The organism is Bacillus sp. FSL W7-1582, from assembly GCF_038593325.1.
Lineage (GTDB): Bacteria > Bacillota > Bacilli > Bacillales > Bacillaceae > Bacillus > Bacillus altitudinis.
In genome coordinates this window covers 1,284,098-1,302,877 of record NZ_CP151987.1, presented here as the reverse complement: position 1 = coordinate 1,302,877, position 18,780 = coordinate 1,284,098, and the positions used below count along the sequence as shown (strand labels likewise).

At 40.5% G+C, this 18,780-nt stretch carries 22 protein-coding genes, 2 riboswitches and 1 other annotated feature; of the genes, 5 read left to right on the top strand and 17 right to left on the bottom strand.

Annotated features, from left to right (window positions below):
* Positions 1 to 17 precede the first annotated feature (17 nt).
* The 8 genes from mgtE to NSQ11_RS06620 form a co-directional block, all read right to left on the bottom strand.
* Positions 18 to 1,376, bottom strand: a complete 1,359-nt coding sequence (gene mgtE / locus NSQ11_RS06655; protein ID WP_007498785.1) for a magnesium transporter — start codon at positions 1,374 to 1,376, stop codon at positions 18 to 20.
* Between the two features lie 207 nt (positions 1,377 to 1,583).
* A riboswitch (M-box (ykoK) riboswitch) is annotated at positions 1,584 to 1,747 on the bottom strand.
* Positions 1,748 to 1,878: 131 nt separating this feature from the next.
* Positions 1,879 to 2,022: a hypothetical protein gene (locus tag NSQ11_RS06650; RefSeq protein ID WP_008346168.1), complete on the bottom strand. Its 144-nt coding sequence runs from the start codon at positions 2,020 to 2,022 to the stop codon at positions 1,879 to 1,881.
* Between the two features lie 76 nt (positions 2,023 to 2,098).
* A complete protein-coding gene (locus NSQ11_RS06645; protein WP_008346169.1) occupies positions 2,099 to 2,617 on the bottom strand; it encodes a PepSY domain-containing protein in 519 nt (172 codons plus the stop codon).
* 92 nt (positions 2,618 to 2,709) lie between these two features.
* The gene (locus NSQ11_RS06640) at positions 2,710 to 3,399 is read right to left on the bottom strand and encodes a PepSY domain-containing protein (RefSeq protein ID WP_025207229.1); all 690 of its coding nucleotides are present in this window, start codon (positions 3,397 to 3,399) and stop codon (positions 2,710 to 2,712) included.
* Between the two features lie 66 nt (positions 3,400 to 3,465).
* Positions 3,466 to 4,815 (bottom strand): ATP-binding protein, encoded by a 1,350-nt coding sequence (locus NSQ11_RS06635; protein ID WP_008346174.1) that lies wholly within the window; start codon positions 4,813 to 4,815, stop codon positions 3,466 to 3,468.
* 3 nt (positions 4,816 to 4,818) lie between these two features.
* Positions 4,819 to 5,505 carry a response regulator transcription factor gene (locus NSQ11_RS06630; RefSeq protein ID WP_008346176.1) on the bottom strand — a complete coding sequence of 229 codons (687 nt, stop codon included), beginning with the start codon at positions 5,503 to 5,505 and terminating at the stop codon, positions 4,819 to 4,821.
* 199 nt (positions 5,506 to 5,704) lie between these two features.
* Positions 5,705 to 5,920, bottom strand: a complete 216-nt coding sequence (locus tag NSQ11_RS06625) for a helix-turn-helix transcriptional regulator (RefSeq protein WP_169476040.1) — start codon at positions 5,918 to 5,920, stop codon at positions 5,705 to 5,707.
* Positions 5,910 to 6,212 (bottom strand): hypothetical protein, encoded by a 303-nt coding sequence (locus NSQ11_RS06620; RefSeq protein ID WP_008346180.1) that lies wholly within the window; start codon positions 6,210 to 6,212, stop codon positions 5,910 to 5,912. The genes NSQ11_RS06625 and NSQ11_RS06620 overlap by 11 nt, the downstream gene beginning before the upstream one ends.
* A gap of 460 nt (positions 6,213 to 6,672) precedes the next feature.
* On the opposite strand from NSQ11_RS06620, the gene NSQ11_RS06615 reads away from it, so the two are divergent.
* The 3 genes from NSQ11_RS06615 to NSQ11_RS06605 all read left to right on the top strand — a co-directional run bounded on the left by NSQ11_RS06615 (position 6,673) and on the right by NSQ11_RS06605 (position 10,995).
* Entirely contained in the window at positions 6,673 to 7,632 is a 960-nt protein-coding gene (locus tag NSQ11_RS06615) for a S8 family peptidase (protein ID WP_007498796.1), read from the top strand.
* Between the two features lie 113 nt (positions 7,633 to 7,745).
* Positions 7,746 to 7,938: riboswitch (cobalamin riboswitch) on the top strand.
* Between the two features lie 155 nt (positions 7,939 to 8,093).
* On the top strand, positions 8,094 to 10,382 hold the full coding sequence (metE, locus tag NSQ11_RS06610) for a 5-methyltetrahydropteroyltriglutamate--homocysteine S-methyltransferase (protein ID WP_171465273.1): 2,289 nt from the start codon (positions 8,094 to 8,096) through the stop codon (positions 10,380 to 10,382).
* 142 nt (positions 10,383 to 10,524) lie between these two features.
* Entirely contained in the window at positions 10,525 to 10,995 is a 471-nt protein-coding gene (locus NSQ11_RS06605; RefSeq protein ID WP_008346184.1) for a nucleoside deaminase, read from the top strand.
* 73 nt (positions 10,996 to 11,068) lie between these two features.
* Here the strand turns inward: NSQ11_RS06605 and NSQ11_RS06600 are convergent, their stop codons facing one another.
* Positions 11,069 to 11,488 (bottom strand): organic hydroperoxide resistance protein, encoded by a 420-nt coding sequence (locus tag NSQ11_RS06600; protein WP_008346186.1) that lies wholly within the window; start codon positions 11,486 to 11,488, stop codon positions 11,069 to 11,071.
* A gap of 161 nt (positions 11,489 to 11,649) precedes the next feature.
* Between NSQ11_RS06600 and NSQ11_RS06595 the strand changes: the two genes are divergently transcribed.
* Positions 11,650 to 12,096 (top strand): MarR family transcriptional regulator, encoded by a 447-nt coding sequence (locus NSQ11_RS06595; protein ID WP_008346188.1) that lies wholly within the window; start codon positions 11,650 to 11,652, stop codon positions 12,094 to 12,096.
* Positions 12,097 to 12,129: 33 nt separating this feature from the next.
* Here the strand turns inward: NSQ11_RS06595 and NSQ11_RS06590 are convergent, their stop codons facing one another.
* The 6 genes from NSQ11_RS06590 to purU form a co-directional block, all read right to left on the bottom strand.
* Positions 12,130 to 12,558 (bottom strand): organic hydroperoxide resistance protein, encoded by a 429-nt coding sequence (locus NSQ11_RS06590; RefSeq protein ID WP_017367099.1) that lies wholly within the window; start codon positions 12,556 to 12,558, stop codon positions 12,130 to 12,132.
* A 182-nt stretch (positions 12,559 to 12,740) separates the two neighbouring features.
* Positions 12,741 to 12,875 (bottom strand): hypothetical protein, encoded by a 135-nt coding sequence (locus NSQ11_RS06585; protein ID WP_008346190.1) that lies wholly within the window; start codon positions 12,873 to 12,875, stop codon positions 12,741 to 12,743.
* Positions 12,865 to 14,001: a tetratricopeptide repeat protein gene (locus NSQ11_RS06580; protein ID WP_008346192.1), complete on the bottom strand. Its 1,137-nt coding sequence runs from the start codon at positions 13,999 to 14,001 to the stop codon at positions 12,865 to 12,867. Before NSQ11_RS06580 ends, NSQ11_RS06585 begins: the two co-directional genes overlap by 11 nt.
* 125 nt (positions 14,002 to 14,126) lie before the next feature.
* On the bottom strand, positions 14,127 to 15,374 hold the full coding sequence (locus NSQ11_RS06575; protein WP_048002072.1) for a glutamate-5-semialdehyde dehydrogenase: 1,248 nt from the start codon (positions 15,372 to 15,374) through the stop codon (positions 14,127 to 14,129).
* A gap of 12 nt (positions 15,375 to 15,386) precedes the next feature.
* A complete protein-coding gene (gene proB, locus NSQ11_RS06570) occupies positions 15,387 to 16,484 on the bottom strand; it encodes a glutamate 5-kinase (RefSeq protein ID WP_079919277.1) in 1,098 nt (365 codons plus the stop codon).
* Between the two features lie 56 nt (positions 16,485 to 16,540).
* Positions 16,541 to 16,759, bottom strand: a binding site (T-box leader).
* Between the two features lie 43 nt (positions 16,760 to 16,802).
* The gene (gene purU, locus NSQ11_RS06565) at positions 16,803 to 17,705 is read right to left on the bottom strand and encodes a formyltetrahydrofolate deformylase (protein WP_007498809.1); all 903 of its coding nucleotides are present in this window, start codon (positions 17,703 to 17,705) and stop codon (positions 16,803 to 16,805) included.
* 163 nt (positions 17,706 to 17,868) lie between these two features.
* Here purU and NSQ11_RS06560 point away from each other — a divergent pair, with 163 nt between their 5' ends.
* Entirely contained in the window at positions 17,869 to 18,054 is a 186-nt protein-coding gene (locus NSQ11_RS06560; RefSeq protein ID WP_017359125.1) for a hypothetical protein, read from the top strand.
* 33 nt (positions 18,055 to 18,087) lie between these two features.
* Here the strand turns inward: NSQ11_RS06560 and NSQ11_RS06555 are convergent, their stop codons facing one another.
* Complete coding sequence (locus tag NSQ11_RS06555) at positions 18,088 to 18,402, bottom strand: multidrug efflux SMR transporter (RefSeq protein ID WP_017359126.1); 315 nt, start codon at positions 18,400 to 18,402, stop codon at positions 18,088 to 18,090.
* Positions 18,399 to 18,728: a multidrug efflux SMR transporter gene (locus NSQ11_RS06550; RefSeq protein ID WP_024719620.1), complete on the bottom strand. Its 330-nt coding sequence runs from the start codon at positions 18,726 to 18,728 to the stop codon at positions 18,399 to 18,401. The genes NSQ11_RS06555 and NSQ11_RS06550 overlap by 4 nt, the downstream gene beginning before the upstream one ends.
* Between the last annotated feature and the right edge of the window lie 52 nt (positions 18,729 to 18,780).

Genomic DNA, 18,780 nt, shown 5'->3' with positions numbered 1-18,780 from the left:
ATTTTACAGTCTTTTGACTACATCAGTGTATGAAGAAATGCTGTTGCAATTCCAAAATAGATGAGTAAGGATAAAATATCATTCAATGTTGTGATCAGTGGTCCAGATGCAATGGCTGGGTCCACGTTTAATCTGTGTAAAATAATCGGCACGACCGTACCTGCCATTGTCCCAATAATCAGTGTTGCAAGAAGCGAGGAACCAACAACAAAACCTAAAATCATATTGCCCTGCCATACCATGGCAACGACCGTAATAATGATTGAACAAACAATCCCAATATAAATACTTGTTCTCAGCTCTCTGAAAATCAAGCGCATAATGGTTTTTTTCGTTAATTCTTCTTTTGACAATCCTCTAATGACAACCGCTAGAGACTGTGTCCCTGTATTCCCTGTCATACCTGCAATCATCGGCATGAAGAACGCTAAAGCAACGACTTGTTGCAAAGTATCTTCAAAATAATTCAAGATACTGCCTGAAATCAGCCCAATGAATAAGAGCAAAATAAGCCACGGAAGACGTCGGTATGCCGCCACAAATGCCGGTGTGTCGAACGTGATATCTTTACCAGAGGCAGCAAACTTTTCATAGTCTTCTCCTGCCTCTTGAATCACAACATCAATGATATCATCGACTGTCACAATTCCGACTAAGACATTGTTCTCTTCTACAACAGGGATGGCAAGGAAATCATATCGCTCAATGAGCTTTGCGATTTCTTCCTGGTCTTGAAAGGCACCAACGGCAATGACTCTTGTAAACATAAGATCCTGCACTTTTTCATCTGGCTCACCTAAAATAAGATCCCTGTATGAGAGTACCCCTACAAGCTGTTTTTGATCATTTATGACATATAAGTAGTTGATCGATTCGGCAATTTCAGCAAAGCTTTTCAGCTTCACCACGGCATCTTGAACCGTATAATGCTGCGGAATCCAAACGTACCGGTTGGTCATGATCCGGCCTGCTGTCTCAGCAGGATAATTCATGAGAAGCTGGACGGCTTTGGATTCCTCTGCCTCCATGTTAGATAAAAGCTGATCCTTCAGCTCATCCTCCATCTCATCAAACAAGTTGGCAAGGTCATCGTTATCCATTTTGTTTGTGACGAAGGTGGCTTTGTCTTTCCCTACTTTTTCAAGAACAATCTCTTGATATTCCCGCTCCAGTTCACCCATCATTTCCGTCACGTCATCGACTGTTAAAAAGCTGAGAAAGCGGCCGCGATGTTTTTCTGGAAGCTCCTTGAATAAGTAGGCCATATCATAAGGCTGCAGTTCTTCCATAATGTTTTTAAATTCTTTACGTTTTCCATCTCTTAGTAAAATAATGATGCGTAAAATGAGTTCATCGTACGTAATGTTCTGTATCATCGCTGTTACCTCCCCAAAATCAGGAGATACCCGAATCCCTTAGATTGTGCGGGGGTCAGGATCTCCTCTATCTGATGTGTCAATCTGATCTTTTGACATACTCTCTATGTGTCTCGAATCGGGATGATCCATCCCCACACCTCCTTTTCTCATAAAAAAGCACCTTCAACCGAATGAAGGCGCTTTGTAAGCATGACAAATAAACACTTGCTCCTTCAATCGTAGAGCTTTAGCACTGTATGGCATAGGATTCATCCAGCTGCATTAAAAATCACCTTATGTCGATGATTCCTGTTGACCCATTGGCGTCTTTGGACATTTTTGGGCAGCAGCGTATCTCCATACAGGAGCCTCACCTAACGAAGTCTCATATTGTTGACACACTGAGATTACAGAAAAAGCGCAATGATGTCAATAAGCAAGATGCCAAGTTTCCTGATGTATTCGCTTTCTTTTCAAAAAAAGAGCGATAGACAAGTTGACCATCGCCCTTTCATGTCTTTTATTCCTCTTCTGGCTGATTCATATCCTCTTGGGAGAGGAGATGAAAGGAATCATGCAAAAACAAAGCATATCCTTCTCCATCAGGATGGGGAACATATTCCGCACGATCCATCGTCTGTTCTTCTTCTTTTTTCTTCATCATATTCTCTCGCCTCCTTTCAAGTAGTTTGTCCCAATGAAAAAACCTTACACATAAAAGTGTAAGGTTCATTTATACCTTAATCGTCCCATTCTTGCTTGAGGATTTTGCCTGTTTTAGCGGAAATCTCAAAATCAACTTCTTCGCCGCTTGGTGTCGTAATTTCAATTTCATACAAGTACACACCATTTTCTTTATCTAATTCTGAATCTGTGACTGTTCCTTTTACTTTTGCAAGGGCAATTTGTTCAGCCTGTTTTTTGGTGATTTTTACATTTTGTTTCTTTTCTTTGACTGGATCATTGAGCGCTTTGCCTGTTTTGGCATCGACATATACTTTATATTCAAAGCCGCCTTTTTTAATCTCGACCTCATATACCCATTTTCCTTTTTTACGCTCAAGATCTACATCATCTACATAGCCTTTCACAACTTTTAATGCTGCTTTTTCAGCCTGTTTCTTTGAGACAAATGAAGATTTCTTTTGCACCACTTGTTCGGCATTTGCCGTTTGATTTGTATTTTGCGCTTGAAGGGTGAAACCACCTGCAACAAGTGCTCCTGTGAATGCTGTAGCGACTAGTACTTTTTTTATCATATTTCATTCCTCCTCTGTTTATTTCTCCTTTATCTTAAAAAAACAAGATGATAAAGGAAGGAAAGGAAGATGAGAAAATCATGAGAAAATGATTAGTTTTCGTACGTAATGCCTTCAATATCTCCTGTATAGGCATTCACTAACACCTCTGCCTCTCTTCCATCCGGCAAATCGAGCTCTACCTCAAACACGAGCATTCCGCTAAAAGTTTCAAGATCTGCATCATCCACTGTGCCGCCCACTTCTTTTACGGCAATCTGAATGGCTTCTTCTACCGTTATTTTTGTGAGCTTCTTTTCTTTAGAGGTTGGCTTTTTCTTTTCTGCTTCAATCACCTTGAACGTGTCTTTCTCAACATCCACTTGATACAGTTCTTTTTTTGATTGAATCGTAAAGATAAAGCGATCCGATTTTTCTTTCTTTTGAATCACGGTACCCTTCACTTTTTTCACTGCCACCTCTTCTGCTTGGAGTTCGGCATTTTTCTCATTTGGTTTTTGATAGCTCTTTAATTGTTTCATCTCTTTCATTTGACCGCTTGAGGAAGATGCAATGATTTGATAGATGCCATTTGAATTTTCAAGCGTCAATGTATAGTCCTGTTTATGGTTGATCAGATTAATATTTGTGATGTTTCCATTGTAGTCTTTTGCGATGATTTTTTTAATGTCTGCTTCGCTTAATATTTTTTTGTCAATGGTTTGAATCATGAGCATTGCAAAAGCCACAAGAATGAAAAGACATCCTGCGAGCGTAAGCAGCATTTTCAGTTTTCTAGACATGCAGCGCCTCCTTCCTATTTCCTATTTTATAAGGAGGAAATGAGAAATTGATGAGAAAAGACCTACTTATTTCTGAAAAAGAATGGTCATCACGGTTCCTTCACCGATACGGCTGTCTACCTTTAGCTCAGCCCCATGCTCTTCAGCAATTTGCTTCGCAATTGACAGGCCAAGTCCAGTACCGCCCGTCTCACTGTTTCTCGCTTCATCCACACGGAAAAAGCGGTCAAAGATTTTCGGCAGATCCTCTTCTTTTATGCCAATTCCTTTGTCAACAACCGAAATAAACGGTTTCTCTCCTGCTCGTCCGCAGTTCACATCAACTGGCTCTGCACTATATTTAACCGCATTATCAATCAAGATGGTCAAAAGCTGTTTGATCTTCTCTTCGTCCCCTTCAGCAATAACAGGCTGATCTGTTTGTACATGAGTAAGGATGGTTCGATTGGTTGCCACTTCAAGTGTATGGCCAACTTGGCTGCACAAATGACCAAGATCAACCGGCTTCATGTCCAAGTAAAGCGGCTGCCCATTTTTCGCCAATGTGAGTAGTTGATCTGTCAGCCTTTTCATTTTTTTTGCCTCATCATGAATGGCTTGAGAGGATTCTTCTACGACCTCTGGCCGGCTTTGCCCCCAGCGTTTTAGTAAATTGCTGTAGCTCATGATGACGGTAATGGGTGTTTTCAATTCATGAGAAGCATCGTGCAAAAATTGCTGTTCTTTCTCATAATGTTTCTCGAGAATTTCGGCCATTTCATTAAAGGTTTGACCCATTTGATACAGTTCATCCTTTGAATCGCCTGTTAATTCAATTCGTTTAAATGCCTTTTCTCTCATACTTGCTTTCATCGTATTGGTCATTCTACTAATTGGGCGGACAATTTGTTTCGTTAAAATGTGGCCTGCAAAATAAGAAAGCACAATAAACAAAACGCCAGCAGCGATTAAAATCATTTTTAATAACGCCAAGTTCTCTTCTGTATTTTCAATTTCTTCATAAACTTGCAGCGACACAATGTCCCCATTTGTCCAAATGACAGGGATAGCCGCGAACGCAATCATATGCTTATTGTATTCTTGAATTTCTGCTGTCTGACCAGATTCGTATGTAAAAGGAAGTGAGCTAAACGTAGATTCCTTCGTGACGGTCAGCTTTGATTCACCTTTCTCTGTGACGACACGGATCATACCATTTTGAGGCAGATACGCTTTCAGAAGCTCTGAAGATGGAAGGCCCTCTTCTTCTGACTTCTTTAGTGCAATCGCAATATTTTCAGCTACTTCCGACAGTCTGGACATATCTTTTTGCGTCAAGGTCATCGAAAAAATAAAATAAATCGCTGTATGAAACAGCAGCACCATTAAAAACAAGGACAACGATGTATAAAGCTGGATCTTATTTTTTAATCTCATGCTTTATCCTTTCATCACATAACCCACACCTCTCACTGTGTGAATCAATTGTTTTTCAAACGGGTAATCGATTTTTTTCCTTAAATAGCGAATATAGACATCAACCACGTTCGTGTCACCAAAATAGTCAAAACCCCAAACAGCTGTTAAAAGCTGATCTCTTGTGAGCACTTGCTGTTGATGTTTCAATAAATGAACAAGCAGGTCATATTCTCTCGGTGTCAGCTCAAGCGTCTGACCGCCTCTTTGAATTTCTCTTGTTTTCTCATTCACCGTTAAATCTGCAATACTTAGCTCAATTTCCTTTTCCTCTTGCGCATTGTGATTGAACCTCAGCTGTGCACGAATTCGCGCTAATAATTCTTCTATGTCAAAGGGTTTTGTAATATAATCGTTTGCCCCAAGATCAAGACCGCTGACCTTATCGGGAACACTTCCTCTTGCGGTAATCAAAATGATCGGTGTTGCCGTATTTGTCTTTCGAACCCTTCTAAGCACTTCAAGTCCGCTTAATTCTGGAAGCATGACATCTAGAAGCACTAAATCAAAACTCTCCTCCTCGAGCGCCTGGAGCCCTTTCATCCCTGTATCTTGGACTGTGACCTCATATCCTTCATATTCAAGTTCTAATGACAGCACTCTTGCAATTTTCTTTTCATCTTCGACCACGAGTATCTTCCCTTTGTTCATCTCTATCTCTCCTATCTAAAAGGCAAGCTTGTCTTTCCATTATTATATGTTGCCTTTCTCCATTGGAACAGTCACAATCTTCATATCTTATTTTTCATGAATGAGGAATTGTTATGTAATATGGTTGATTTTTATTTTCAGCTGATTCTTTCACATTACACAAATCAACAAAAAAAGCCTCTTTTCTGAGGCTAGTCCCTTACTTCTTTTTAGGTTGACTGACAAAAAGCTCATCTACAGTCGTATTCAAAACAGAGGCGATGTCAAAGGCTAATTGTAAAGTAGGGTCGTACTTATCGTTTTCAATGGCATTGATGGTTTGTCTCGAGACCTTACACCGTTTAGCAAGTTCTTCTTGGGATAATTTAATGGATTTCCTTAGTTCTCTTATATGATTTTGCAATTTAATCACCATATTTTTTTCTGTATATGAGTAATGTAACTAAATATATGACCGAAATTACAGTTAGGAACATGATGGGAGAAATCCCAAACCCCTTATCAGAATTGTTCCCTTGAGTCGTTAAAAATATAGACTTTGCGACTTCTAATAAAAGCATACCGATGACCACCATAAATGCATACGATTGAGCTTTTGAGTAGATAAATCTCTTTCTTTCATCACCCTTTTGAATCATAGGCGCGATAAAGATGAACAGTCCGACCACTAATAAGATGACTGAATACACAACTTTTACAACATCCAACGGTTAGTCCCCTCCCAATCAAAATGTCAAATACTTTTTACATTTCAATCATATCATCCACTTAAAAAATGTCAAATACTTTTTACATTCTATATTCTTTCGATCATTATAATGAAAAAACAATCATCCGCACATGGCATGTACCTTTTTCTTTTCTGTCATCATCTATCTTTTTATATGATTGCTTTTTCGCTCTGCCTTTTTTAGTTCTTTTCACCCATTTTCATCTATACAGGTGCAAGCTCACTATGCAGCATTTCCTTCTTTTTCATATGATACTAAGAGTTTTCCTCAAAAGGTGACTTCTTTCGGCAAGATATGAGGAGAACTGCACAATGAATAATTATTTGATTATTTGAAAAATTATTACAATTGACCCTTTCCGATCAAACATTTGTTTTATACAATAACATTACGCAACCTGAATCTACTTTGAAAACAAAATAAGGAGGGCTTTCTTATGAAAGGTGAAATTCGCTTAATTCCGTATGAAGTAAAAGCCAATGTGATGGAAGCGAAAGAGACGCCGGAAAGTATTCAGGAGATTAAAGCACCCGAACTTTGGTCAAGTGGCTTCAAAGGAAAAGGCATAACCATTGCTGTCCTTGATACAGGTTGCGACACGGAGCATCCCGATTTAAAAGATCAGATTATCGGAGGAAAAAACTTTACCGATGATGACAATGGAGATGCTGAGAATGTAAAAGACTACAACGGGCATGGTACCCATGTATCAGGAACGATTGCAGCAACGGATCAAAATGGCGGCATTTTAGGTGTTGCGCCTGAAGCCAAGCTGTTGATCGTAAAAGTTCTTGGAGGGAAAAATGGCAGCGGGAAATACGAATGGATTATCAATGGCATTAACTATGCGGTTGAGCAGAAGGTTGATATCATTTCCATGTCTCTCGGTGGGCCAAGCAATGAACCAGAACTGCAAAAGGCCATCCAACATGCGGTAAGCAGCGGTGTGCTTGTTGTCTGCGCAGCAGGAAATGAAGGTGACGGAGACGAGCGTACTGAAGAGTTCTCCTACCCAGCTGCATACAATGAGGTCATTGCCGTCGGCTCTGTCTCTCTTGCAAGAGAATCCTCTGAATTCTCCAATGCGAATAAAGAAATCGACCTCGTCGCTCCAGGTGAAGACATTTTATCCACTCTCCCTAACCATAAATACGGAAGACTAACAGGCACTTCCATGGCTGCCCCTCATGTGAGCGGTGCACTCGCCATTATTAAAAATGCCGAAGAAGAAGCGTTCCAGCGTAAGCTGACAGAACCTGAGGTATATGCTCAACTCGTACGGAGAACCCTTCCGCTAAAACAATCGAAAACCCTTGTAGGAAATGGGTTTTTATATTTAACTGCACCAGATGTGCTTCTTGAGAAAACTTTGGAAGCAGAACTTTTGTCTCTATAGGTACATGTTAGGTCCTGAGAAAAGATAGAATTTTCTCAGGATTTTTTTAATTAAAATTATTCAAAATTTACTTTGACGAAATGAAGTGAACGTTATATAATCGAACACAATAAATTCATAGTTTGAGAGTCGGTAATTCGATCACACATCGAATTTTAATTGGGAAGACCGGTGAAAATCCGGCGCGGTCCCGCCACTGTAAGTGAGGAGAGCTTTTCGTTAATCATCCACTGTCATTAAGATGGGAAGGATGAAAAGCTTGCAAATTCGCGAGCCAGGATACCAGCCGCTCTATCACATCAAACCCCCTACGGTTGATAGGAGATGTCGGAAAAGCGTTCGTCATTGATACTTACGCCTTCTTTCGCACACACATTTTGTCTTTTTAAACCAGACATTTGCCCTCATCAATCTTGACCATGAGTGTGAGTGTCTTTTTATATTTAGAGGAGGAATTGGAATTGACAATTGTTAAAACAAGTAATCTAGGTTTCCCGCGAATTGGTTTAAACAGAGAATGGAAAAAAGCACTTGAGTCTTATTGGAAAGGTCAAACTGACCGAGAAACCCTCTTAAGCACACTCGATGAACAATTTTTAGCCGCTATTAAAACTCAAATTGATCAACAAATTGACGTTGTTCCTTCTGGAGACTTTACCTTCTATGATCACGTGCTGGATACTGCCGTTATGTTCAATTGGATTCCAGAGCGCTTCCGCAGCTTGAAAGACCCGCTAGATACATACTTTGCGATGGCAAGAGGAACAAAAGATGCTGTCTCAAGTGAAATGACAAAATGGTTTAATACAAACTATCACTACATCGTTCCAGAATACGAAAAAAGCACAGAATTCAAACTCACACATAACAAACCGCTTGAAGCATACGAAAAGGTGAAAAAAGCGTTTGGTGTTGAAACAAAACCTGTCGTCCTTGGTCTTTATACATTTGTTTCTCTTTCTAAAGGCTATGAAGCCAATGAAGTGAAAGAGATTCAGCAGCGCCTAGTGCCGCTTTATACTCAGTTGTTAAAAGAGCTTGAAGAAGCCGGTGTAAAATGGGTTCAAATTGATGAGCCTGCTTTAGTCACAGCTTCAAGTGAAGACGTGAAAGCAGTAAAAGCCATCTATCAAACGATTAAAGAAGCTGTACCTGCCTTAAACGTTCTCCTTCAAACATACTTTGACTCAGTAGATGCCTATGAAGAGCTTGTGACGTATCCTGTTGAAGCCATCGGTCTTGATTTTGTCCATGATCAAGGACGAAACCTTGAACAATTGAAAAAACACGGCTTCCCAAAAGATAAAATTTTAGCAGCCGGTATCATCGACGGCAGAAATATTTGGAGATCAGATCTAGGAGAAAGATTATCGTTTATTTCTGAAGTGATTGCTGACGTGCAGCCGAAAGAAGTATGGCTGCAGCCTTCAAGCAGCCTGCTACATGTCCCAGTTGCAAAACATCCAAGCGAACAGCTTGAAGAAAAACTATTAAACGGACTTTCTTATGCCACTGAAAAACTGGCTGAATTAACGCTATTAAAAGAAGGCTTATCAAAAGGAGCGGCTGCCATTGATGCAGACATCCATGCAGCAAATGAAGCACTTCTGACGTTAAAAGAATTCGCGAAAGGAACGAATGCGGACCTGACAGCAGAACGCAATAATCTTTCATCAAAAGATTTTAAACGTCCAGTTGCTTTTGAAGAACGACTACGCATTCAAAATGAATCTCTTGAACTGCCGCTTCTTCCAACCACAACAATCGGAAGCTTCCCTCAGTCAGCTGAGGTGCGCAGTGCTCGTCAAAAATGGCGCAAAAATGAGTGGACAGATGCAGAGTATGATGAATTTATTAAAAAAGAAACAAAAAGATGGATTGATATTCAAGAAGAGATTGGCCTAGATGTACTCGTTCATGGAGAATTTGAACGTACAGACATGGTTGAATACTTCGGTGAAAAACTCGCTGGATTTGCCTTTACAAAATTCGCTTGGGTTCAATCTTATGGATCACGCTGCGTGAAGCCGCCGATCATTTATGGAGATGTAGAATTTACAGAGCCAATGACAGTGAAAGAAACGGTTTACGCTCAAAGCTTAACGGAGAAAAAAGTCAAAGGAATGCTGACAGGGCCTGTCACGATCTTAAACTGGTCTTTCCCAAGAACAGATATCTCTCGTAAAGACATTGCCTTCCAAATCGCTTTTGCTTTACGCAAAGAGGTAGAAGCGTTAGAAGCAGCGGGTATTCAAGTGATTCAAGTGGATGAACCTGCGCTAAGAGAAGGTCTTCCTTTAAAAGAGAGTGATTGGGCAGCATACTTAAACTGGGCAGCAGAGTCATTCCGTCTATCGACATCGTCTGTTCAAAATGAAACGCAAATTCATACACATATGTGCTACAGCAACTTCGAGGATATTGTTGATACGATTGAAGACCTTGATGCAGACGTGATTACGATTGAACATTCACGCAGTCATGGCGGGTTCCTCGATTATTTAGAAAAACACCCGTATTTGAAAGGCCTTGGACTTGGGGTATATGACATCCACAGCCCGCGCGTTCCAGCTGTTGAAGAAATGAGTAAAATCATTGATGATGCACTGAACGTCTGTCCGACAGATCGCTTCTGGGTCAACCCTGACTGTGGACTGAAAACAAGACAAGAACCTGAAACCATTGCTGCTTTGAAAAACATGGTGACAGCTGCTGAAGTCGCTCGTAAAAAGCTAGCGCAGCACGCATAATTAACTCACTCTTCCCCTGCTGAACATTTGGCAGGGGTTTTTTATCCGTAAATTGTCCTGTTCGATCTCCTCCTACAATGATTCCTTTTCTATCATGATTCGTTTATACTAGAGAAGTCAGTCGAACAAAGGGAGGAAGACAATGAATCACGAAGCTTTTTTACAACGCGCAATTGATCTTGCAGTAGAAGGAGTAAATAGTGGCACAGGCGGCCCTTTTGGAGCGGTCATTGTCAAAGACGGTCAGATTATAGCAGAGGGAAGCAACAATGTCACAACGAGTAATGATCCAACCGCACATGCAGAAGTGACAGCCATTCGAAAGGCGTGCCAAACACTACATACATACCAATTAGAAGACTGTATTTTGTATACAAGCTGTGAGCCTTGTCCAATGTGTCTTGGAGCTATCTATTGGGCTAGACCAAAGGCCGTATATTTTGCCGCTGGACATAAGGATGCAGCGACTTCTGGTTTTGATGACTCCTTTATTTATGAAGAAATCAACAAAGAATACGAATCAAGAAACATTCCATTTTACCAGCTGACCCTTCAAAAAACCCTTGCTCCATTTGAAGCATGGGACACATACGACAAAAAGAAAGAATATTAAAAAAAGACACCTGCTCCACAGCAGGTGTCAGTAGATTGTTGAGAAAGGGCTAAATTTTAGCCCTTTTTTCTTTTCATGATTCCGCCACTTCAAGCTCTACTTCGATGTTTCCTCTTGTTGCTTTTGAATATGGACAGAATTCATGTGCAGCCTCAACAAGCTCTTTCGCTTTGTCATGGTCAAGCCCTTTAGCGGAAACAATCAGCTTCACGCCAAGTTTAAAACCGCCATCACTTTCATCTTTTAATAGACTGACATGTCCTTCTACTTCTGATTCAATTTCGACACCTTGCTTCTTGGCGACTTGTTCAAGCGCCCCTCCGAAGCAGGCCGCATAACCCGCTGCAAATAATTGCTCAGGATTCGTACCAGTTTCTCCATCTTTCTTTGCGTTTGGCATCACAATGTTGTGGTCAAGCACACCATCATCAGAACGAACATGTCCTGCTCTTCCGTGCTGTGCTTTTACTTTTGCAGTAAATAATGGTTTCATCTTGATCTCCTCCTTCTTCTACTTATACCTTTCACGTTCTATTCGTTGCTCAAACATTTATGGCACATTGAAGAATTTTTCATTTTTAGTCTGTATTTATTTTAAAAAGGAAGAAAATCTTATACAATGATAAGTATGACAAAAAATAGTTGGTGACAGATATGACAAATGAATTTGAACATATGAAGCTGGAAAATCAGCTTTGTTTCTTGTTATATGCAAGTTCAAGAGAAATGACGAAGCAGTATAAACCATTATTAGAAGAGTTAAATATCACATACCCGCAATATTTGGCACTGCTTTTGTTATGGGAGCATGGGACATTAAATGTGAAAACAATGGGAGAGCTTTTATATTTAGACTCCGGTACACTCACACCTATGCTAAAACGAATGGAACAAAATGGACTCATCATCCGCGAACGTTCGAAAGAGGATGAGCGTTCGGTCCAAATTCGTTTAACAGAATACGGAGAAGCTTTACAAGAGAAGGCCACTTCGATTCCATTTCAAATGCTGTCTGGAACAGGCAGATCAGAAGAAGAGCTGAAAACACTTCGCGCTTCTTTACATGAGCTTTTGCAAAAATTAACACAATCAAAAGGCTGAGGGAATATTCCCTCAGCCTTTTTTTGATGTCTATTATTGAGCGACAGCTACTAATTCTACTTCAATGTTTCCTTGCGTTGCTTTTGAGTATGGGCAAACGCCGTGTGCTTTATGAACAAGTTCATCAAGTGCAGATTGCTCAATTCCAGTTCCTTTTACTTCTAATTTGACACCTAGTTTGAAACCGCCGTCTGAACTGTCTTTGACTAAGCTTACATGTGCCGTTACTTCACTTTCAAAACGGATACGCTCTTGTCTTGCGACCATTTGAAGGGCTGAATCAAAACATGCAGAATAGCCCGCTGCGAATAATTGCTCTGGATTCGTTGCTTTCTCAAGCTTTTTCGCTCTTGGCGTTCCTGGCATTGCTACATCATGCTCTAGTACACCATCTGTTGAAACAACCTTACCTTCTCTTCCTCCTACAGCTGATACCGTTGCAGTAAATAAAACTTCTGACATGAATATAACCCTCTTTCGCTCTAATAATATTTTCTACAATTTAATTGTACACAATCTAAATTCAAGAGTCAATGAAAAACACTCACTTTCATCTTTCCTCCTTTTTTTATTTTTATGAATGTACATCGCACGATGATGGAACCAATCAAGGCAATAAAAAAAAGCCCTTTAAAAAGGGCTTTTTAGATCGTGATATGCTGCGGATTCGGTTTTTCTAGCGTATGGTTTCTGTTATCGGGGTCGGCATTAGGTGATGTGATCCATAATGCCAAGATCGTGATGCTTGTACAGACGACTGCCCATTTTTTAAAATTCATATAAACAATCCCCTCTCTGAATATAGATACGAGCATGTTCCGCTTCCCCATAGAACATGGAAGATTTTTCATAATCCTCCATTTCATTATAATACTTTGCGGTGTCTAAAGCCAGCTCTTCTATATCTGGATATGCATAGGAAGATTCTAAAAAATGGAAAATTCGTTTAATATGCTCTGCATCTTGTCGTAAGTACAACGCTTCTAAAAAAATGGTCTTCTGAATATGAATGTCATCCTGCAGAGCTTCTGCTCGTTTCATACATTCTTCTCTGTAATATAATGCTTCATTGTTTTTACCTTGTTTGTATAAGATCTGAGCGGCTGTATAAAGAGGGTCTATCGATCGACGAAGATGATCAGATTGGTTTTGATCAAATAATGAGATGGATTCTTTCATTAAGTCGAGTGCGCGGTTCAAGTCTCCCATTCTGTAATAGCTGTTGCCCATATTAAACAAAGAAGAAGCAATAAAACGCACATTCTGAAAGTCTCTTGACCTTGCAAGTGCTCTTTCGAGATGTGGCAATGCCTTTTCATGCCTTCTCATATCATCATAATTACCGGCTACAATAAATTCACACTGAATGGTACGAAGCGCATATAGTTCGTGCTGAATATAGACATCCAGCGCTAGTTTGGCATGGTGCATCGAAATGTGTGTTTGTTTCATGTGATAATATATTTCTGACATTTTAAAATGAAATTCTGCACGTTCAATATCGTCGGATACAAAAGAAAGCTTGTGCTCTGCCTTTTGATAGGACGATATGGCAGCAATGTACTCTCTCCGGCCGAACTCATACATGCCTCTGAAGAAATGATAGTAATATTCAAGCATGCCTGTGACATGCGTTTGATGCTCATCTATTTCTTTCGAAAGCTCGGAAAAGTTGGCGCGAAGCTTTCCTTCCTTTAATGGCTTTAAATAATCGAGCATGACCTCATGCCTGAATTCCATTAAAGAAAAATAGAGAAGCAAATTCTGATCTTCTTCCATTGAATCAAGAGAGGTGCGAATTTCCTGCTTTAACTGTTCTGCTTGTTCTGAATCAAATCTGCGGATTAATTCATACCACTTGTTGATTTTCACTCCAATATCCGAAGAGGGAATGATTTTCGCCATACGTTGCCTTCTCCAATCTTCTCAAAATATAAAACATTACCATATTTTATCATACTTGACCGGAGAAATACAAAAATGAAAGGAAAAAGAGAGCCTTGTGCGATAAGACTCTCTTTTTGGATTGGTTATTCTCTTATTTGTCCTTGACCACGAATGACAAATTTTTCAGAGGTTAAGGCTGGCAGACCCATTGGTCCTCTAGCATGCAATTTTTGTGTGCTAATGCCGATTTCCGCTCCGTAGCCAAATTCAAAGCCATCTGTAAACCGGGTAGATGCATTATGATACACAGCGGCAGCATCAACGGCTGTTAAGAAAAGTGCCGCATGCTGGTCGTTTTCCGTAATGATCGCTTCAGAATGCTTAGAGCTATACATTTGAATATGCTGTATCGCCTCTTCCATGGTCTTGACGGTTTTAATACTGACAATCGGCGCTAAAAATTCCGTTTCAAAATCAGTGGCCTTAGCTAATGTGGCACTCGGTGCAAGTGCACATACTGCTTCATCGCCCCGTATCTCTACACCATGTGTCTGAAGTGCTTCAAAGAGCGAAGCACCATGTTCTTTTGCCCATGTTTCATGAATGACAATGCTCTCAATGGCATTACAAACAGATGGTCTTTGTGTTTTCGCATTCAGAACAATTTGTTCAGCCATTTCTTTTTGGGCTGTTTCATCAATGTAAATATGACAATTCCCTGCACCCGTCTCAAGTACTGGAACAGTAGACTCTCTCACAACAAGATCAATTAAATGTTTCCCGCCACGTGGAATCAGGACATCTAGATAGTCATTTAAAGTGAACAGGGTTTTAGCTGTCTCACGGCCTGTATCTTCAATCAATTGTACACTGTCTACGGGAATATCCGTTGGTTGCAGCGCTTCGTGAATGACTTTCACAATCGCTTTATTACTATGAATGGCCGATGAACTTCCTCGAAGAATCACAGCATTTCCAGTTTTCAAGCAAAGAGTGGCCGCATCGACTGTCACGTTTGGTCTTGCTTCGTAAATCATCCCAACCGTTCCAAGAGGCACACGTACTTTTTCAATGAAAAGCCCGTTTTCTTTTTGAATGGTCTCTAATGTTTCGCCAATTGGGTCTTTGAGCTGAATGAGTTGATGCGTAGCGTCTGCAATCGCTTCAATTCTCTCTTCTGTTAATGTAATTCTGTCGATCACAGATGGCGTGAACTCTTTGTCTATAGCCGCCTGAACATCTTTTTGGTTCTCGGCAATTAAATACGCTGAAGATGCTTTTAATGCTTTTGCAATAGCGTCTAATGCAGCATTCTTTTGTTCAGTTGTTTTTAATAGCAGCTGATCTTTGGCCGCGCTTGCCTTTTTTGCTTTTTCTAGAACTTCATTCATCGTTTTCCCTCCTCAGTTTTGTACGTGCTGAACCCAGTGATCTCGGTGAATGACTTCAGGTTTTTCATAAGAAAGCTCATGACTTCGCATCCCTTTAATGCCAAGAAGCTCATCTGAATCATACAATGTTTGTCCTTTACCGACTAACCCGTTTGGACCAACAACTTCGACGACCTCTCCTTTAGAAAATTCACCAGCTACATCAATGACACCAGCTGGAAGAAGACTTTTTCCATTATGCAAAATCGCCGCCTCTGCTCCCGCATCAATCATGATCTTCCCAGAGACTGGTGAGTGGAATTGAATCCATTGGCGACGGTTATTGACTGATGATAAGTCTTGTTCACCAATATATGTGCCGTCCCCTTGACCAGCGAGAATGTGAAGAAGCTTGTCTTCTCCTGCACCTGTGCCAATGAAGACTTTAACGCCAAGGGAGAGAGCTGTTTGTGCAGCTGAAAGCTTAGATTTCATCCCGCCTGTTCCAACCTTTGAACCCGTACTCTTCGCATATGAGAACAATTCATCTGAAATGTGAGTCAGCACATCAAACCGCTTCGCATCAGGATTCTCACTTGGATTGGCATCATAAATTCCGTTGATATCTGTTAAAATGATCAATTGGTCTGCATGAATTAAGCCACTGACCAGTGCTGATAACATGTCATTATCACCAAAGGTAAGCTCCTCGATGGACACAGAATCATTTTCATTAATGATCGGTAAAATTTTTCTTTCGAGCAGCTCCATCATCGTTGCGTAAGCATTTCGATATCTTGTACGATCTGAAAAGTCATTACGTGTTAAAAGCATTTGTGCAGGCGTCATCTGAAACTGTGAAAATAGTTCTGTATATTTCTGCATTAACAAGCCTTGACCAACAGCAGCAGCAGCCTGCTTCCCTTTTAAGGTCACAGGTCTTGACGGATATCCTAAACTGCCAAATCCCGCCGCAACGGCACCTGACGAAATGAGGATGATTTCATGCCCTGCCTCTTTTAGCTTTGCGATGGCTTTGACATGATCCTGCATTTTTTGTTCATCAATGGCTCCCTTTTGCTCTGTTAATGAACTGCTACCAATTTTTATGACGATCCTTTGCTTTTTCATCATTGATTCCCTCCGCTATACCTTTCACCACATAAAAAATCCCTTTTTCTCCTTATGTAAAGGACGAAAAAGGGATTTTCCGTGGTACCACCTTCATTGAATAAGCATACGTTTGCTTATTCCACTCAACTCCTGTAACGCCAGGCATGCGCTTAGATTTTTCCTCTAAGGCTCAAAGGGTAGGTTCAGCAGCTGTCTGCGGCAAATGTTTCAGCGTGTCATTTGCTCTCTTTACACAGCAGGTCCTGCTTACTATTCCTTCTCAACGCTCGTTAATTTTTTTATATTATCACCAATTGCTTCAGAAAAGTCAAGCGGTCAATTAAACACAATCGTTTTATTCTCATGGACAATGATTCGATCTTCTAGATGCCATTTGACAGCACGGGCAAGCACGCTGCGCTCAATCGTGCGGCCGATATTTTTTAATGCCTCTGCATCATCTCTATGATCTACCCGCTCAATATCCTGTTCAATGATTGGTCCTTCGTCTAAATCATTGGTGACATAATGGGAAGTCGCGCCAATCAGTTTAACCCCTCGCTCATATGCACGCTTGTAAGGGTTAGCCCCTATAAAAGCCGGCAGGAAGGAATGATGAATATTAATGATTTTGTTCGGGTGCTGTTCAATAAAGGCTGGCGTCAAAATTTGCATGTATCTCGCAAGCACAACCGCATCAATATCATACTCTTCTAATAATGCAAGTTGCTGTTTTTCTGCATCTTGGCGAATGTCTTTATTTGCTTTCACGAAGTGGAATGGAATGCCGAGTGCTTCGACTGTATCTTTTGCCGTTTCATGATTGCTGATGACAACCGCTATTTCAGCCATTAAATTACCGCTTTGCCATTCCCATAAAAGTTCATGTAAACAATGAAGCTCTTTGGATACAAAGATCGCCAGCTTTTTCAGATCACTTGCACGCGACATGCTCCACGTCATATGAAATGATTGCGCAATTGGCTCAAAACTGCTTTTCAATTGATCTAAGTTGGCAGAAATGTCTTTCCAATCAAATTCAATTCTTAAAAAGAACCGGCCGCTCTCATGATCTGTTGTGTATTGACTAGATTCAATGATGTTTGCTCCATGTTCAAATAAAAAAGTAGAAACAGCTGACACAATACCAGGCTGATCCGGGCAACTGACTAAAAGCCTGCCTTTTTGTTCATGCTTTTGTCTGTGTAATTCAAGTTTCTCTGTAATCAATGTTCTCATGTCTTATGACCTCATTTACATTTTTCATTCTAATGAAATATTATACTGGACTGGAAAGAGAAAAAGCAATTAAGCGTCGTATTTTTTATTGAATATTCATTCAATTCTGCACCTGGCGTGATATAATATGAATAGACCTTTTATCACAAAAGGAGTGATGGAGATGAAAAACATGACTTTGTTTGGTAAAGTGAGCTTTTGGCTCGGCATCGTATGTCTCATCACGGGCATTTATCTATTTATGACCGGAGAAAGACTCATTCCTTTACTTACATTTGGTGTGTGTTTTCTGCTTGTGAGTCAACTTTACCGCAAAAATGAAAACGATTCCAATCATCATTCGATGTAGCAAAAAGGCTGGCATATGATTGCCAGCCTTTTCTTATTCAATGATTTTTAACCCGACCGCTGCTGATAAAATCAGTGCGATAAATAAAATACGTTTTGCGTCTTTCGACTCACCATAAAACAGCATCCCAACAATCGCTCCTCCAGCTGCTCCGATTCCTGTCCAAATCGCATACGCCGTTCCCATCGGAATTGTATTCATCGCAAGAGACAGCATCAGAAAGGAAAGCGAAAATCCAGCTGCTATGAAGAAAATCCATTTGACATGGCGATCTTTCTGGAATTGATTCATCATGGTGACACAAAGCATTTCTAAGATGCCTGCCCCAATGAGTAAAAGCCAGCTCACGATTCAGCCTCCCCTTTCTTTTCACCTGTGGTCAATTTGAGTCCTAATACACCGCTTAAAAGGACCATGATCAAAAGTAATTTTACTAGCTGTACCGGCTCACCCATGACCATTCCTACTATGACCGTACCGGCTGTTCCAAGTCCGGTGAAAACGGCGTAAAGTGTGCCAACTGGAAGTACCGTCGTGGCTTTCAGGAGTAAATAAAAGCTGACGACAATACAAACGATGGTTGCACTCCATTCCAATATAGAGCCAGCATATTTCAACCCCATTACCCAGCCGACTTCAAATACGGCTGCAATCAAAACATTTCCCCATTTCATTCGATCTCTTCCTTTCTTACCGATTCCAAGCAATAAAAAAAGCCCGGAAATC

What these genes read in the sequence shown, in the direction of transcription:
- mgtE (WP_007498785.1), bottom strand. Translation starts at nt 1,376, where the DNA reads ATGATACAGAACATTACGTACGATGAACTCATTTTACGCATCATTATT.
- NSQ11_RS06650 (WP_008346168.1), bottom strand. Translation starts at nt 2,022, where the DNA reads ATGATGAAGAAAAAAGAAGAAGAACAGACGATGGATCGTGCGGAATAT.
- NSQ11_RS06645 (WP_008346169.1), bottom strand. Translation starts at nt 2,617, where the DNA reads ATGATAAAAAAAGTACTAGTCGCTACAGCATTCACAGGAGCACTTGTT.
- NSQ11_RS06640 (WP_025207229.1), bottom strand. Translation starts at nt 3,399, where the DNA reads ATGTCTAGAAAACTGAAAATGCTGCTTACGCTCGCAGGATGTCTTTTC.
- NSQ11_RS06635 (WP_008346174.1), bottom strand. Translation starts at nt 4,815, where the DNA reads ATGAGATTAAAAAATAAGATCCAGCTTTATACATCGTTGTCCTTGTTT.
- NSQ11_RS06630 (WP_008346176.1), bottom strand. Translation starts at nt 5,505, where the DNA reads ATGAACAAAGGGAAGATACTCGTGGTCGAAGATGAAAAGAAAATTGCA.
- NSQ11_RS06625 (WP_169476040.1), bottom strand. Translation starts at nt 5,920, where the DNA reads ATGGTGATTAAATTGCAAAATCATATAAGAGAACTAAGGAAATCCATT.
- NSQ11_RS06615 (WP_007498796.1), top strand. Translation starts at nt 6,673, where the DNA reads ATGAAAGGTGAAATTCGCTTAATTCCGTATGAAGTAAAAGCCAATGTG.
- NSQ11_RS06605 (WP_008346184.1), top strand. Translation starts at nt 10,525, where the DNA reads ATGAATCACGAAGCTTTTTTACAACGCGCAATTGATCTTGCAGTAGAA.
- NSQ11_RS06600 (WP_008346186.1), bottom strand. Translation starts at nt 11,488, where the DNA reads ATGAAACCATTATTTACTGCAAAAGTAAAAGCACAGCACGGAAGAGCA.
- NSQ11_RS06595 (WP_008346188.1), top strand. Translation starts at nt 11,650, where the DNA reads ATGACAAATGAATTTGAACATATGAAGCTGGAAAATCAGCTTTGTTTC.
- NSQ11_RS06590 (WP_017367099.1), bottom strand. Translation starts at nt 12,558, where the DNA reads ATGTCAGAAGTTTTATTTACTGCAACGGTATCAGCTGTAGGAGGAAGA.
- NSQ11_RS06585 (WP_008346190.1), bottom strand. Translation starts at nt 12,875, where the DNA reads ATGAATTTTAAAAAATGGGCAGTCGTCTGTACAAGCATCACGATCTTG.
- NSQ11_RS06580 (WP_008346192.1), bottom strand. Translation starts at nt 14,001, where the DNA reads ATGGCGAAAATCATTCCCTCTTCGGATATTGGAGTGAAAATCAACAAG.
- NSQ11_RS06575 (WP_048002072.1), bottom strand. Translation starts at nt 15,374, where the DNA reads ATGAATGAAGTTCTAGAAAAAGCAAAAAAGGCAAGCGCGGCCAAAGAT.
- proB (WP_079919277.1), bottom strand. Translation starts at nt 16,484, where the DNA reads ATGAAAAAGCAAAGGATCGTCATAAAAATTGGTAGCAGTTCATTAACA.
- purU (WP_007498809.1), bottom strand. Translation starts at nt 17,705, where the DNA reads ATGAGAACATTGATTACAGAGAAACTTGAATTACACAGACAAAAGCAT.
- NSQ11_RS06560 (WP_017359125.1), top strand. Translation starts at nt 17,869, where the DNA reads ATGAAAAACATGACTTTGTTTGGTAAAGTGAGCTTTTGGCTCGGCATC.
- NSQ11_RS06550 (WP_024719620.1), bottom strand. Translation starts at nt 18,728, where the DNA reads ATGAAATGGGGAAATGTTTTGATTGCAGCCGTATTTGAAGTCGGCTGG.